Consider the following 14,659-nt stretch of genomic DNA (forward strand, 5'->3'; position numbering starts at 1 on the left):
CACTAAGCAGGCTGCTTCATGCTTAAACTCTGTTGAAAATGTACGACGTTGTTTTGTCATTGGACACCTCTTTTGATGTGGCTATATTACCACCTTAAATGGTGTCCGGTTTTATTAGACCACTACACCACGCCCACCATCAAGAGCACATCGTTATCTTGAGAGGTAATGTTTTCCGCCGCATAGCGTAAGTCGGCACCCCCACCAAATTCCTTAAAGCCCACTAAATTCGGGTGTTCAGCACGTAAACTAAAGAACAAATCCGCACGCGTGGCAAAGCCATACACAGGGCTGTTATAGATAATCGCTGGCAAGCTCGGTGCTGCCTCTAGAATGGCTTTGAAATGATGACGTTGCGCGGCGATCACACTGCCACGGGATAAGACCCGTGGAATCACCATCAAACCTGCCGCACCGACTTTTTCCGTGTGGGCGGCAATGGCGACTGCGGATTTGGTATTGATAGCCCCAGTACCCACCACCACGGGAATGCCTGCGTTCACGAGCCGCTCGGTGCCTTCCATACGCTCCGCATCGCTCAGTAACGGCCAATCCCCCATGGAACCGCAATAGACTACAGCAGACATGCCTGCTTCGATCATTTCATGGCCTTTCTTTACCAGTGCATCGAAGTCTGGCGTGCGATCGGCTGTGCATGGGGTCATCAGCGCCGGCATCACACCGTAGAAGACTTGCGTATTCATAGGAGTTCTCCTTGGAATGCTTGTTTATGTATTTTGGATACAAAATACATTCACTTTCGTGAAGTCGTCAACACGCTTTGCGACAATGTTTTTCTTTAGCGCGTCGCTTTTAATTTAAGCTTTTGATAAATATGTAAAAAATTAAGATTTGTCAGATTTCATACTATTTCACTATAGCCTCTGACTGAGCGATAGGTTAAAAAAGAACCTATCAATTGATTGGTTTTTACACGGATACGCACTATGGATATGAAGTCAAAGTTAGAGTCGGCGACAAAAGTTGAAAACCCAACCAAGGTGGCGATCCTAGATGCCGCTTTAAACGCCATGTTGGCGCATGGCTACAAAGCCATGAGTTTTCGTGATTTGGCAGCAGAAGTCGGTATCAAAAGTGCCAGTGTGCACTATCACTTCCCCACCAAAGACGATCTTTGTTACGCCGTTATGCAGCGCTACAGCGAAGATTATGCGGAACGTTTGCTGTTGCCGAAGAAAAAGCGCCAAGCGGCACAGAAAGCCTTAAACAAATTTATCGATGACTTCAAAACCAAGGTGGTGGATCAAGGCCACGTGAGCCTGTGCACCGTACTCGCAGCGGAAAAAAGCTTGCTCAATTCGGCCACGTCACAAGCGATCGCAGACTTCTATGATCTGAAATCTGACTGGTTGGCGACGGTCGTGTCCTATATGAAAAAAGATTGGATGCCAAGCGAGGAAGCGCGCGCCTACGCCAGTCAAATTCTTGCCAGCCTGCACGGTGCTTCAGTGTTGGTGCGTTCGACCGGAAATAAAGAGTGCTTTGAGCAAGCGGTTGCCCCTTGGCGTAACTTAGTTGACCGTATTTAGCCCTTATCCTCGCTAGATCATTCAGTGTACGCGCTGAACAATGTTAGAATGGCGCCAATTATGTCGTAAGGATTGGAGCCGATTGTGAGCGCAGTAACTGAGCAAAACATCCATGCCGTCAAAGAATTCTTGATGGGCCTACAAGACCGTATTTGCCAGCGTCTTGAAGCGTTTGAGCCAAGTGCGCGCTTTCATGAAGACGCATGGCAACGAGATAACGGCGGTATGGGCCGCACCCGCGTTCTAGCGGGGGATGTGATTGAGAAAGGCGGCGTGAACTTCTCTCACGTACGTGGTGATAAGCTACCTCCATCGGCGACAGCGGATCGTCCAGAGCTTGCTGGTGGTAGCTTCGAAGCCATGGGCGTTTCTCTAGTGATTCACCCGCGTAACCCTTATGCACCCACGTCTCACGCCAACGTGCGTTTGTTCGTGGTACACAAAGAAGGCCTCGACCCAGTGTGGTGGTTTGGTGGCGGTTTCGATCTGACTCCATATTACGGTGACGATGCCGACTGTATCCAATGGCACCAACAGGCATTGGATTCTCTTGCACCGTTTGGCGAAGACTATTACGACCGCTTTAAGGCCTGGTGTGACGAGTATTTCTTCTTGAAGCACCGTCAAGAACACCGTGGTATAGGTGGCGTTTTCTTTGATGATTTCAATGAGTTACCGTTCGAGGAAAGCTTTGCATTGATGCAAGCAGTAGGTAACGGCTACATCGAAGCTTACGAGCCAATCCTAGCGAAACACAAAGATACGCCCTTTGGTGAGCGCGAGCGCGATTTCCAATTACACCGTCGTGGTCGCTACGTAGAGTTTAATTTGGTATTTGACCGTGGCACCCACTTTGGTTTGCAAAGCGGCGCCGGTCGTACCGAATCTATCCTGATGTCACTACCACCGGAAGTAAAATGGACTTATGGCTACGAGCCCGAAGCGGGCAGCCCAGAAGCAGCGCTCACGGATTACTACCTAACCGGCCGTGATTGGCTGGGTCGCCAGACGTCATAACATAACAATAAGTAAGCCCATCGGGCCTTAAGTACTAGTTTTAGAGGTTTATAGTGGAACAGTTCGCCGTCATCGGAAATCCGATTGCACACAGTCGATCACCAGAGATTCATCACGCCTTTGGCCAACAAACCGGTCGAGATGTGAATTATGAAAAGATCCTTGGCGATCTTGAAGGCTTTGAACAACAAGTACGTGACTTCTTTGCCGCGGGGGGCAAAGGTTTAAATGTGACGGTACCGTTTAAACAACGTGCTTATGATATGTGCGATAAGCTTAGCAAGCGTGCTCAAGAAGCGGGTGCGGTGAACACCCTAATTATGGGCAAAAACGGTGAGCTATACGGTGATAACACAGACGGTACGGGCATGGTACGTGATATTGTTGAAGTGTTAGGTCAGCCACTTGAAGGCAAGCGAGTGTTGCTGATCGGCGCCGGTGGTGCGGTACGAGGTGTGATTGGGCCGATTTTGGCACGCCATCCTGCCTCATTAACGATCGCCAACCGAACGGTATCGAGAGCCCAAGAATTAGCCGAAGTCTTTGGCTGCGATTACGCTGGCTTTGATGAACTGGAAGGCCCGTTTGATGTCATTATCAATGGTTCTTCGGCAAGCCTTGGTGGTGATCTGCCACCGCTAAAAGACGAGCTCGTGGGCGAAAATACTTGGGTCTACGATATGGTCTACGGCAAAGAACCGACCGTATTTATGCAGTGGGCCTTTACTCATGGCGCGAAAGGCTCAGATGGCCTCGGTATGTTAGTGGGGCAAGCGGCGGAAGCCTTCTTCCTATGGCAACATGTACGCCCACAACAAGCACCCGTGATTGAGCAATTGCGCTCTGAGATGTGATTCGGTTGTTACTTTGATTCGATAAGAATCGTCTTCGGTCAGGCTCAGACGGCACATCCATGTGCTGATTGAGCCTTCGCCATCATCCTGATGGCTGACCTACGTTCGATTCTTATCGATGCTCACATCAGTGCTGCTTGAGCCAAACGACTGTACTCAGATGAATTTATGATCTTTGTTAGGCTGGCCTACGTCGGATTCTTATCGATACTCACATCAGCGCTGCTTGAATCAGATGACTGTATTCAGATGAGTGGTTGATCTTTGTGAGGCGGTTTTACGTGATCAAACATACTTCTTGGGCATGAGTTATCAGTCTAAGAGCCGCCGTCAGGATGACGGCATCGGCTAATCAGCACAGGGATGTGCTGTTGAGCCGACTCGAAGACGATAACTTATGCCCTTTAACAATCTTGTTCTAGGGAGGTTCCATGAAAGCACAATGGTTTGCATCGGTAGCGGATATTGGCTACGAGCGTTGGCAAGAAGCCATTGGTGAGACCTCCTACCCCTTTGCGCAATACGCCTTTTACCAAGCCTTAGAAGAGCATAATTGCCTTGGCGATGGTACCGGTTGGTATCCTGAATATCTGCTGGTGATGGAAGACGATGAGACGCCTCTGGCCATCGCTCCAACCTTCTTGAAAACCCATTCCCATGGGGAATTTGTGTTTGACTGGTCTTGGGCCGATGCTTATCAGCGTTATGGCTATCAGTACTATCCCAAGCGCGTCTGGGCGGTGCCCTATTCCCCTGTTACTGGCCCGCGTCTGTTTACCCATATTGATCCAATGGGGGACTCAGAAGAATACGTGGCGATCTACGCAGCGCTCGCCCCCGTGTTGACTCAAGCCAACCAAGAGCGTCAGTTTTCCAGCTGGCATCTACTGTTCTGCCGCGAACACCTGGCCGAGCATCTAGGTCGTTCCGATGAGTATCTGCACCGAATTTCCTGCCAGTTCCATTGGTTTAACAAAGGCTATCAGTCCATGGAGGACTACTTTAGTCACTTCTCCAGCCGTAAGCGTAAAAGCGCCCGCAAAGAGCGCGACAAGATCGCTCAGCAAGGCCTGCATTTAGAACGTAAGCTTGGATCTGAGTTAACGCCAGAAGAGGTAACATTCTTCTACACTTGCTACCAGAGCACCTACGGCAAACGCGGCCAGACCGGTTATCTCAGCGAAGCCTTCTTCCAACAGCTGGTGAAAAGCATGGCCGAGCAGATTCTCTTGGTGTTGGCTTATAAAGGCGATCAGCCAGTCGGCGCATCTTGGTGTTTCTTCGACGATCACTCACTTTATGGCCGTTATTGGGGCTGTATCGAAGAATTTGACTGCCTGCACTTTGAAGCCTGCTACTACCAAGGCATCGAATTCTGTATCGAAAAAGGGTTACAGCATTTTGATCCAGGCACCCAAGGGGAACACAAAATCGCCCGTGGTTTTGAACCTGTGTTTAGCCACAGCGTGCATTACATCGAGAACCCAGGCTTTCGCGATGCGATCGGTAACTTCTGTCAGGAAGAAGCCGAAGCAGTGCGTGGCTACCATCAAGATACCCACGAGTTATTGCCGTTTAAGCAGGCTTAAAACCCCCTCCCAGCCTCCCCCTTGGTAAGGGGGAGGAGCTTTAGTTCTCTAGCTCTGCGGCATCTCGCGTTCCTTCCCCTTGTTTCTTTAAGGGGAAGGTTAGGATGGGGTTAAGCTTAAAAACTCTGATGTGGGCCAAACACTTCGTAATGAATACGATCTTCCGCTACACCAAGGCCTAGTAGCTGCTCTTTGATAAACATCATAAAGCCCACAGGACCACATAAGTAGAAATCACCCTCTGCTAGCGGCAGGATTTCAGAGACTTGCCCTAGCTGCATTTGGCCAGCCAAGACACGCTCAGCATTCTCTGGTGCGCCGTTTTCCAACCAAGTGTAGTGAGTTAGGTTCAATGTCTCAGTTAGACCCGCTACATGCTCGGCAAACGAGTGTTGCTGGGCATTACGGCACGCGTGTAGGTAGAAGATCGGGTTACGACTAGCTTTCTGCGCTAGGGTATCCAGCATGGCGTTCATTGGCGTTAAGCCCACACCCGCTGAGATCAAGACCACTGGGCGCTCGCGTTCCTGGTAGTGGAAATCACCTGCTGGTGGCATCAACTCTACTTCATCACCCTCTTCGATGCTGTTGTGTAGGTAGTTAGACACAACACCATTTTTCACGTCGCTTAGTTCACGTTTAACACTGATACGGTAGCTGTCGCCGTTCGCCGCAGTCGAGATACTGTATTGACGGATTTCATCGAATTCATGATTGCTTGGATGCACTTTAATACCTAGGTACTGACCTGGTAGATGGTCCACGACTTTGCCGCCGTCTGCTGGGACAAAGGTAAAGCTAGTGACCAATTCAGACTCGGCTTGTTTTTTCGCAACGCGGAATTTACGGAACCCTTCCCAGCCGCCGTTCTTCTCAGCGTTGGCTTTGTACAAGTCGCCTTCGATCTTGATAAAGATGTCTGCCAGTTGCTGGTACGCAGCGCCCCATGCTTCTTCAATGGCTGGGGTGAAGGCTTCGCCGAGTAGTTCACGCAGGGTTTCGATTAAGTGATGGCCGACGATTGCATACTGATCCGCTTGGATATTAAAGCTGGTGTGTTTGTGAGCGATGCGCATCACGGCGCCAGTCAACACTTCAAGATTATCAATGTGCGTCGCGTACGCGGCGATTGCGTTAAACAGCGCGGCTGGCTGACGACCTGTAGCTTGGTGGGACATGTTAAACACGTCTTTAAGCTCAGGGTTATGAGTAAACATACGATTGTAAAAGTGTTCCGTAATGGCTGTGCCAGCAGACGCTAGAACAGGGATAGTCGCTTTTACAGTGTCGATATGAGTTTGCGATAGCATAGAGTGTCTCCGCGATAATTTTAGGTGTTTAAGTCGCTCGATAACCTGAGCCAGTTACCCTAGCTATTGCGAATTTAATGCCAATTTATAAAACCCTTTAAAATCAGTAATTTAATAAATTCAATAAAACTGATTTATGTCAATTTGACTTGTTTTATAAGGTGTCATTATGAATTCTATGAGTCAAAATGACCTAACCCTTGAATCGCTGAGTTGCTGCCATGATTTCGACCGACACCCTACTGCGTTTTGCCTTGGATCTGGCCAGCGCCGTGACCCTTGAAGATCGTTTTGAGCGCCTAATTCGCGCCATCCGTGCAACCGTTGATTGCGATGCGGTGGTGTTATTAGAGCGCAAGGGAGAAACGCTGCTGCCCCTTGCCCAGCAGGGCTTAATGGATGATGTCATGGGACGTCGCTTCGCGATCACTGAACACCCACGCTTCACGGAAATCTGTGCCTCCTATCAGCCGGTACGCTTTTCAACCGGTTGTACCCTACCAGATCCTTACGATGGCATGGTGGCGGGGCATGACGATGGTTTGCCGGTGCATGCCTGTATGGGCATTCCTTTGTATGTGCAGGGTGAGATGCTGGGAGTCGTTACCCTAGACAGCATGACGCCTGGGGTATTCGACACGCTGGATTCCCGTGCTTTGGACATTGTTGGCACTATGGCCGCCATGAGTTTGAATACCGCGATGTTACTGGCACGCTTGGAGCAAAAGTCGAAACACGCGCAAGAGTTGCTGGTGGAGCTCAGCGAAGAAGCGCTTAACAAAGAAGCCACGGAAATGGTGGGTCAAAGTCAGGCCATGCAAACCCTAAAGCAGCATTTAGAACTGGTGGCACCAGCGGATTTGGCTGTGTTAATTGAAGGCGAAACGGGCGTCGGTAAGGAGTTAGTGGCGCGTACGCTACATCGTTCTTCCAAGCGTGCAGACGCGCCTATGGTGTATGTGAACTGTGCTGCGATTCCTGAAAACCTGATCGAAAGTGAGCTGTTTGGCCATGTTAAGGGTGCTTTTACGGGCGCGGACCGTGATCGCGTGGGGAAATTCACCCTCGCCCACGGTGGCACCTTATTTCTCGATGAAATTGGCGAGCTGCCCTTAGAAGCCCAAGGCACTTTGTTGCGGGCGATTCAGAACCAAGAAATCCAAGCGGTGGGCAAGGATCAAATTGAATACGTGGACGTACGTATCATCGCCGCGACTAACCGCGATTTAAAACAAGAAGTCGCCGAGAAGCGCTTTCGCGCCGATCTGTACCATCGTTTAAGTGTGTTCCCGATTGCCGTACCGCCCCTACGTGAGCGCAATGGTGATGTGCTGTTATTGGCAGGATTCTTTGCCGAACAGCTACGACGTAAGTTTGGTTTGCAGCAATTAACCCTGTCACCGCAAGCCAGTGACTGGCTTAAAGCCTATCGTTGGCCGGGCAATGTGCGTGAGTTAGAGCATGTCTTATCGCGTGCTGCACTGTTGGCAAAAAGTGAAACAAATCAAGGGATTACTCGAATCGACCCCATCCATCTCAGCGGTTTGGTAGACGCTTTCCAGCAGCCTGAAGGCGTTGAAATAGAGTCTTCGACAGTGGCTTTGTTAGATACAGTTGAGATACAAGATTTAAAACAAGCAACAGAAGTATTTCAGCGTCGCTGTATTGAACAGGCGTTGGATCAAGCGCAGTTGAATTGGGCCCAAGCGGCACGATCATTGGGGATGGATCGTGCGAACTTGGTACGCTTAGCGAAACGCTTAGGTATTGAAGTCACTAAGCAGCGCAGCTAGGCAAGGTCGTACTGCAGGGCTGGCTACGACTCTTGGCTGTGCGTGGCTTGGCTCACTTGCTGAATGCGCCCTGCTGGCACACTGAACGCCGCGACTAGGTACTCGCGTAGGTCTTCTGGGTAACCTAGGTCACTGATGGCATCGGACATGCAGTTAAGCCACATTAAGCGCTCGTGATCGTTCACTTTAAGGTGGGCATGGGCACGAGGCAAAGCGATCTGACCGTATTTCTTGGCGTACATACGCTCACCCCCCAGCCAACCGTGTAAAAACAGGATCAGTTTATCGATCGAGGTATCAATCGGCTGCGGATGCATGTCATACAGAGGTCGATAAGCTGGCACTTCGGCCATAATACGGTAGAAGTTATGGACCAGCTTGGTCAGTCCTTCCATTCCTCCTACGGCTTGCAATGTGGCATCGCCATCACCGTATGCTCGGGTTGAAGTCGTCTCAGTCATCTTTCTTTTCCGCTGCAGCGGCTTTTTCGGCCTTGGCTCTGTCCATCTTGATCGAGTTATGGATACCACCCACGGCGGCCAAACCGCCAATGATAAAACTCATGTACAGTGGAATTTCAAACAACATGGTAATACTGATGAAGACACAGCCTACGGCTAGGCCTTCTAAAACTGGCTTTAATGTTTTTTTCATAACGATTCCCCGAAATTTTCGCCGCTGATTTTAGCAAAATACCACCCAGTTTAAAGCAAATTGTGGAAAAAACGCCCAGTTATCCAGATGTCAATACGCTTAGAGACTAACTCCGAGACATAATCGAATTATGTGGATAAACAAATTCATAATGCCAATTGTGGATATAAACAGTGCAAATTTGCCCTGTGTACAGTTGAAAACTGTCTAAAACTTGCAGTTTTGTGTATAAAGTCCTGTTATGTCCACAGGCGCTGTTTGATGGCTTGGTGTGCACAGTAAGTTTAGTTATCCACATAGAATGGATATCCACAGATTATGGATTTTCGAGGCTTAGCTTGAGTTTTCAACAGCTTTTAAAGCGCTTTCAGAATGACGCGGTGTTAAACCGCAGAATTTGGCATATGGCATGGCCCCCCATGCTGTCTAACATCACCACCCCTCTGTTGGGTTTGGTCGACACCGCCGTAGTAGGACATTTAGGTACCGCTGTGCATTTGGGCGCAGTGGCCATTGGCGCCAGTATCTTTAGTTTCTTATTTTGGGCGTTTGGCTTCTTACGTATGGGTTCTACCGGCCTGACGGCTCAGGCTCTGGGTCGCGAAGATGGCCGCCAAGTGCGCGCGCTGTTGTTGCAATCCCTCGCCATGGGCATTGGCATTGGCCTGCTGCTGATTCTATTCCAAACACCGATTATCGAGCTGGCGATCTATTTTATGGCACCCAGTGCCGAGTTGGAGCCGTGGGCAAGGGCCTATTGCGAAGCGCGTATCTACAGCGCCCCAGCGGTGTTGGCTGGCTATGCTTTAATCGGCTGGTTCTTCGGCGTGCAGTATTCGAAAGGACCGCTGTGGATGCTGCTACTGATTAACTTGGCCAATATGGTGCTCGACTATGTGGCGGTGTATCAGTGGGATATGGCCAGTGTCGGCGTCGCTTGGGCGACGGTGGCATCACACTATCTGGGCGTAGTCTTTGCGCTCGTGTTGGCTGCCAAGCAGTTACAACGCTTTGACGGTCATGTGCCGCTGATCGATCTGTCAAAATGGCATACCTACATCGAGTTGGTGCAGGTGAACCGCTACCTGTTTGTGCGCACGATTCTTTTGCTAACCGTGATGACCTTCTTTACCGCCCAAGGGGCACGCCAAGGGGATGCCATCCTCGCGGCCAATGCGGTATTGCTGACCTTTCTGATGATTATCTCTAACGCGCTGGACGGCTTTGCGTTTTCCGTGGAAGCCTTATGTGGCGAGTATCTGGGACGTAAAAATCGCGAGTTGTTCGAAAAAGTGATTCGTTTATCGACTTACTGGGCGGTCGTGGCGGCCTTGCTACTGGTGATGATCTTCAGCCTCTTTGGTGGCTTGATCATTGACCTACTGACCAGTGTCGAGTCGGTTCGTGCCGAAGCCAAACTGTACCTACCTTGGTTAATTGCCTTTCCTCTGTTGGGTATTTGGTCTTATATGCTCGATGGCATTTTTATTGGCACCACTAGTGTAAAACAGATGCAAAACACCATGATTATCAGTGTGTTAGGCGTCTTCTTCCCGTTGTGGTTTATCACTCAAGGGTTGGACAATCATGGTCTTTGGCTGAGCATGGCGCTGTTCTTCATCGCCCGAGCGATCACCCTTTGGTGGTGCTATCGCCGGAACTTGCAACGAGACGTGTGGTTTGCCCCCTAAGGCAATGGCTTACCAATCACCATTCTCACTGCGTCGCAGGGAGCGCTGAATACGCGACTCCTCGCGACGCATTTTCAGCAAGTTGTCTTCGACAAATACCAGATGTGCGTGCACCGCGGCGCGGGCTTCATCTGGTTTGCTCGCCATGATGGCGTCGTATAACGCTTTATGCTGCGCCATCACATGGCCGCGGGCATCTTTCTTTTCAAATAGATTGGTCAGATTGGCGGAAATGCTTTTCTCAAGGGTCGAGAACAAGCTGCGTAACGTGTGCAGCAGCACGACATTGTGAGCGCATTCGGCAATGACCATATGAAACTCAGTATCAAGCTTCGACTCTAGGCTGGCATCTTGGCTAAGGTTCGCCTCCACCAGAGCCTCGTAACATTGGGTAAGCTTGGCTTTATCGGCATCGGTGGCGCGTAATGCGGCATAGTAGGCGGATAAACCTTCTAGCGCATCGCGAAACTCTAGCTGATCATACAAGAACTCATCGTGGGCGCTGAGCAGCTCCAACAATGGATCTTTGAAAGACGAACCAACTTGCTCTGATACATAGGTTCCGCCGCCATGTTTGGAATGTACTATCCCACGTGCAGCAAGCTTTTGAATCGCTTCACGCAAAGAAGGACGTGATACTTCAAAACGCTCGGCTAATTCACGCTCTGGCGGTAATTTTTGCCCCGCTTTAAAGGTTCCTTCCAAAATCATACTTTCTAACTCCTGCATGATGATGTCGGAGATCTTCGGCTGTTTGACTCGTCCAAAACTGCGCTTTTCCACGTCTTGATACCTTCTCTGAACACGCTACTTAATTGGTTTAATAGTAAATAAATGATTTGGTATGACCAATAATATGGTTTTTAACACAGCATACGGCACTTTTCAATTTGTGTGGATAAATGAAAAAGTGGTAAAACCAATTATAAAATCGCTAATTTTGTAGACAAAAGTATTAAATTTAGCCAGTTGACAAAATTGTAGCTTGTTCTTATCTTTGCCATACTTTGATTGGGTAAATTGGTAAGACCAATTTATTTGATCTTGGATGAACCCTAACAATGACTGGGAGTGTTGTTAGGGGGAACGATAAAAATAACCATATCCAAAAAAGGTCTGACAAATGAACACAGCGGTTAAAACTTTGCTTACCGGTACAGCCTTGGCTGTTTCTCTTGCTTCACTGGCCCCACAAGCAGCGTTGGCGGCGGATAAAAAAGTGATGCTTAAGGTCCCTGTTGCCTTCTCGACTAACTTACCAAGCTTAGGCTCACCGATCCTGAAAGTAGCGGATCAGTTGCAGTTGGTATCCAACAACACATTGCGTATGAAGGTGTACGAGCCTGGCAAACTGGTGGCACCGTTTGAAATCCTCGACTCGGTATCGCGCGGTAAAGTCAACGCCGGCTTCACATTAGCAGGCTACTGGGCCGGTAAAATTCCAGCATCTCCGATTTTCTCTTCGGTGCCATTTGGTCCTGAAGCGTCCGAATATCTAGCCTGGATTTACTACGGCAACGGTCTCAAACTGTACCAAGAAATGTACGATCAAGCGGGTTACAACGTACACGTTGTGCCATGTGGTATCACACCGCCAGAAACCTCTGGCTGGTTTTCTAAACCGATCGAGAAACCGGAAGACCTAGAAGGCCTGCGTATGCGCTTCTTCGGTCTGGGCGGCAAAGTGATGGAGAAACTAGGCGTATCGACCTCTTTGCTACCGGGTTCGGAAATCTTCCCAGCACTTGAGAAAGGTGCCATTGACGCAACAGAATTCTCTATTCCGGCCGTGGATAAGAACATTGGCTTCCACAAAATCGTTAAATACAACTACTTCCCTGGCTGGCACCAACAAGCGACCTTGGCGGAGCTGCTGATCAACAAGGACACTTGGAATGACATGTCTGACAGCCAGCAAGCCCAGTTGAACCAGGTGTGTAAAGCTTCGGTGGCGGATTCCTTGGCACAGGGTGAAGCCGAGCAGTTTGCGGTGATGAAAGAGAACGTTGAGAAGCGTGGCGTCATCATCAAGCAATGGAGCCCAGAAATGCTCAGTACCTTCAAAACAGCATGGGACGAAGTGGTCGCAGAAGAAACGGCGCAAGACCCATTCTTTGCCAAAGTATGGCAGGACCTATCTGAGTTCCGTGATGGTTACAAAGTATGGGGCGAAAACGCCTTCCTACCTCGATAAACCTTACGTTTGATCCTTTCAAGCCAGTAAGTCTATGAACTTGCTGGCTTTTCTGACCGATTTAGCAGGAGTGTAGCGTGTCTCATTCTGATTCTAACGCTTTACCAACTGTACCCTTTGCAAGCTTCTTAGAGAAAATTGTATTGGCCAGTGGTCGCCTATTTGCGTGGGCTTATGTGGCGCTGATCATCGTCATTCTAGCTCAAGTGGTGCTGCGCTATGGCTTTAACCACGGCATGGTATTGCTGGAAGAGCTGCAGTGGCACTTGTACGCCATTGGTGTGATGTTTGGCGTGTCATACGCCCAAGTGACCAATTCCCACATCCGTGTGGACTTATTCCATGCCACGCTGTCCGAGCGTGCCCGCCACCGTTGGGAAATCTTTGGCATCGTTTTTTTGCTGTTTCCCTTTATCTACGTGGTATTTGATTCCAGCCTGCCATTTGTCTACGACGCCTGGCGTATCGGTGAAACCTCGGCTTCGCCGACCGGTTTACCCTACCGCTGGTTGATTAAGTCTGTGATTCCTTTGAGTTTTGCGCTCTTGTTCCTAGCGAGTTTGGCGCGTTTGATCCGTACTGTTGCGGCCCTGCGTCGAGGTTAACCCTATGGAAATGAATGAAATTCTAGTCATTGCGATGTTCCTTACCTTCATCGCACTGTTATTTACCGGCTTTCCGGTCGCCTTTGTTTTAGGTGGTGTCGGGGTCGCATTTGCGTTTATCGGTTACCTCTCGGATATCTATCTAGATACCTTTACCGGCCTGGACTATCTGACCCTCAGTTTGGTGGTCAACCGCATCTATAAGGTGATGGATAACTGGGTCATGGTGGCCTTACCGATGTTTATCTTTATGGGCATCATGTTGGATCGCTCCGGTGTGGCGGAAAAGCTGATGCACTCGATTCAGCAGCTGTTCGGCCGCGTGCGCGGTGGTCTGGCGATCACGGTCACTCTGATTGGTATTATTTTGGCGGCGTCCACTGGAATCGTCGGCGCGTCGGTGGTCTTGTTAGGCTTGATGTCTTTGCCTGCGATGCGGGCCCAAAATTACAACAAGCCTTTGGCGTTGGGCACTATTGCCAGTGCCGGAACCCTTGGCATCTTGATCCCACCGTCGATCATGCTGGTGATCATGGCCGATCAGTTAGCCTTGTCTGTGGGTGACTTGTTTATGGGCGCGGTAGCTCCGGGGATTTTGCTGGGGACCATGTACATTGTCTTTATTCTCGCGGTGGGCTTTATTCGCCCAAGCATGTTCCCGTTACCGGAGAACGTACAGAAGGTCGATTGGCCGGTGATTTGGAACGTCTTTAAGAGCATTCTGCCGCCAGTGGCGTTGATCTTCGCGGTATTGGGCTCTATTTTCGCCGGTGTGGCCACTGCTACGGAGGCCTCGGGTGTCGGTGCGTTCGGCGCGACCTTGCTCGCTTGGTGGAATAAAAAGCTAAACTTCAAGGTATTCAAAGAAGTGCTGCATGGCTCGTACAACACCACTGCGTACATCTTTGCCGTCTTCTTGGGCGCGACTTGTTTTGCCCTAGTCCTACGTGAGCTAGGCGGTGATGAGCTGATCGAATCTTGGTTGCATGCCCTGCCGTTTGGCGATTACGGCATCATTGTTTGTGTGCTGTTGATCATCTTCCTTCTAGGTTTCTTCTTAGATTGGATTGAGATCACTCTGATTGTGCTACCGTTATTGGCACCCGTGATTTCGGCTTTGGATTTGAACATCAATGGCTACGGTGTGATCGACAACCCTGAATTGGTGTGGTTTGTGATGTTGGTGGCGATGGCGCTGCAGACCTCCTTCCTGACACCGCCCATGGGCTTCTCATTGTTCTACTTAAAAGGCGTATGCCCACCGGATGTGAAGCTATCCCATATCTACAAAGGGGTGATGCCATTTATTCTGCTGCAATTGCTAGCATTGGCGATCATTGTTATCTGGCCACAATTGGTTCTTTGGCTTCCAGCCTTAGCCTACGGCAGTTAGTAAAGAGGA

At 49.7% G+C, this 14,659-nt stretch carries 14 protein-coding genes; 9 read left to right on the forward strand and 5 right to left on the reverse strand.

Annotation, left to right across the window (positions count from 1 at the left end):
* Positions 1–122: 122 nt before the first annotated feature.
* On the reverse strand, positions 123–704 hold the full coding sequence (locus tag MAQ5080_RS06155; RefSeq protein ID WP_306455415.1) for a dihydrodipicolinate synthase family protein: 582 nt from the start codon (positions 702–704) through the stop codon (positions 123–125).
* A gap of 243 nt (positions 705–947) precedes the next feature.
* On the opposite strand from MAQ5080_RS06155, the gene MAQ5080_RS06160 reads away from it, so the two are divergent.
* The 4 genes from MAQ5080_RS06160 to MAQ5080_RS06175 all read left to right on the forward strand — a co-directional run bounded on the left by MAQ5080_RS06160 (position 948) and on the right by MAQ5080_RS06175 (position 5,010).
* On the forward strand, positions 948–1,550 hold the full coding sequence (locus tag MAQ5080_RS06160) for a TetR/AcrR family transcriptional regulator (protein WP_082861051.1): 603 nt from the start codon (positions 948–950) through the stop codon (positions 1,548–1,550).
* Positions 1,551–1,634: 84 nt separating this feature from the next.
* Complete coding sequence (hemF, locus tag MAQ5080_RS06165) at positions 1,635–2,567, forward strand: oxygen-dependent coproporphyrinogen oxidase (protein WP_414852807.1); 933 nt, start codon at positions 1,635–1,637, stop codon at positions 2,565–2,567.
* A gap of 53 nt (positions 2,568–2,620) precedes the next feature.
* Entirely contained in the window at positions 2,621–3,421 is an 801-nt protein-coding gene (gene aroE / locus MAQ5080_RS06170; protein ID WP_082861050.1) for a shikimate dehydrogenase, read from the forward strand.
* Between the two features lie 431 nt (positions 3,422–3,852).
* Positions 3,853–5,010, forward strand: a complete 1,158-nt coding sequence (locus MAQ5080_RS06175; protein WP_067207996.1) for a GNAT family N-acetyltransferase — start codon at positions 3,853–3,855, stop codon at positions 5,008–5,010.
* 116 nt (positions 5,011–5,126) lie between these two features.
* Here MAQ5080_RS06175 and hmpA read toward each other — a convergent pair whose 3' ends face one another.
* Complete coding sequence (hmpA, locus tag MAQ5080_RS06180) at positions 5,127–6,320, reverse strand: NO-inducible flavohemoprotein (RefSeq protein WP_067207994.1); 1,194 nt, start codon at positions 6,318–6,320, stop codon at positions 5,127–5,129.
* Positions 6,321–6,541: 221 nt separating this feature from the next.
* On the opposite strand from hmpA, the gene norR reads away from it, so the two are divergent.
* Positions 6,542–8,113, forward strand: coding sequence for a nitric oxide reductase transcriptional regulator NorR (gene norR / locus MAQ5080_RS06185; protein WP_067207991.1), 1,572 nt, complete (start codon positions 6,542–6,544; stop codon positions 8,111–8,113).
* A gap of 23 nt (positions 8,114–8,136) precedes the next feature.
* On the opposite strand, the gene MAQ5080_RS06190 is transcribed toward norR, so the two are convergent.
* Both MAQ5080_RS06190 and MAQ5080_RS06195 read right to left on the reverse strand, forming a co-directional pair.
* Positions 8,137–8,574 carry a globin domain-containing protein gene (locus tag MAQ5080_RS06190; RefSeq protein ID WP_067207988.1) on the reverse strand — a complete coding sequence of 146 codons (438 nt, stop codon included), beginning with the start codon at positions 8,572–8,574 and terminating at the stop codon, positions 8,137–8,139.
* On the reverse strand, positions 8,567–8,767 hold the full coding sequence (locus tag MAQ5080_RS06195) for a hypothetical protein (protein ID WP_067207985.1): 201 nt from the start codon (positions 8,765–8,767) through the stop codon (positions 8,567–8,569). Before MAQ5080_RS06195 ends, MAQ5080_RS06190 begins: the two co-directional genes overlap by 8 nt.
* A 404-nt stretch (positions 8,768–9,171) precedes the next feature.
* Between MAQ5080_RS06195 and MAQ5080_RS06200 the strand changes: the two genes are divergently transcribed.
* Entirely contained in the window at positions 9,172–10,458 is a 1,287-nt protein-coding gene (locus MAQ5080_RS06200) for an MATE family efflux transporter (protein WP_067208033.1), read from the forward strand.
* A 9-nt stretch (positions 10,459–10,467) separates the two neighbouring features.
* On the opposite strand, the gene MAQ5080_RS06205 is transcribed toward MAQ5080_RS06200, so the two are convergent.
* Positions 10,468–11,241, reverse strand: coding sequence for an FCD domain-containing protein (locus tag MAQ5080_RS06205; protein WP_231870806.1), 774 nt, complete (start codon positions 11,239–11,241; stop codon positions 10,468–10,470).
* 340 nt (positions 11,242–11,581) lie between these two features.
* Here MAQ5080_RS06205 and MAQ5080_RS06210 point away from each other — a divergent pair, with 340 nt between their 5' ends.
* The 3 genes from MAQ5080_RS06210 (at position 11,582) to MAQ5080_RS06220 (ending at position 14,650) form a co-directional block, all read left to right on the forward strand.
* Positions 11,582–12,652 (forward strand): TRAP transporter substrate-binding protein, encoded by a 1,071-nt coding sequence (locus MAQ5080_RS06210; protein WP_067207981.1) that lies wholly within the window; start codon positions 11,582–11,584, stop codon positions 12,650–12,652.
* Between the two features lie 77 nt (positions 12,653–12,729).
* On the forward strand, positions 12,730–13,257 hold the full coding sequence (locus MAQ5080_RS06215) for a TRAP transporter small permease subunit (RefSeq protein WP_067207978.1): 528 nt from the start codon (positions 12,730–12,732) through the stop codon (positions 13,255–13,257).
* Between the two features lie 4 nt (positions 13,258–13,261).
* Entirely contained in the window at positions 13,262–14,650 is a 1,389-nt protein-coding gene (locus MAQ5080_RS06220) for a TRAP transporter large permease (RefSeq protein ID WP_067207975.1), read from the forward strand.
* Positions 14,651–14,659: the final 9 nt, after the last annotated feature.

Origin of the sequence: Marinomonas aquimarina (genome assembly GCF_900089755.1) — a bacterium.
Classification (GTDB): domain Bacteria; phylum Pseudomonadota; class Gammaproteobacteria; order Pseudomonadales; family Marinomonadaceae; genus Marinomonas; species Marinomonas aquimarina.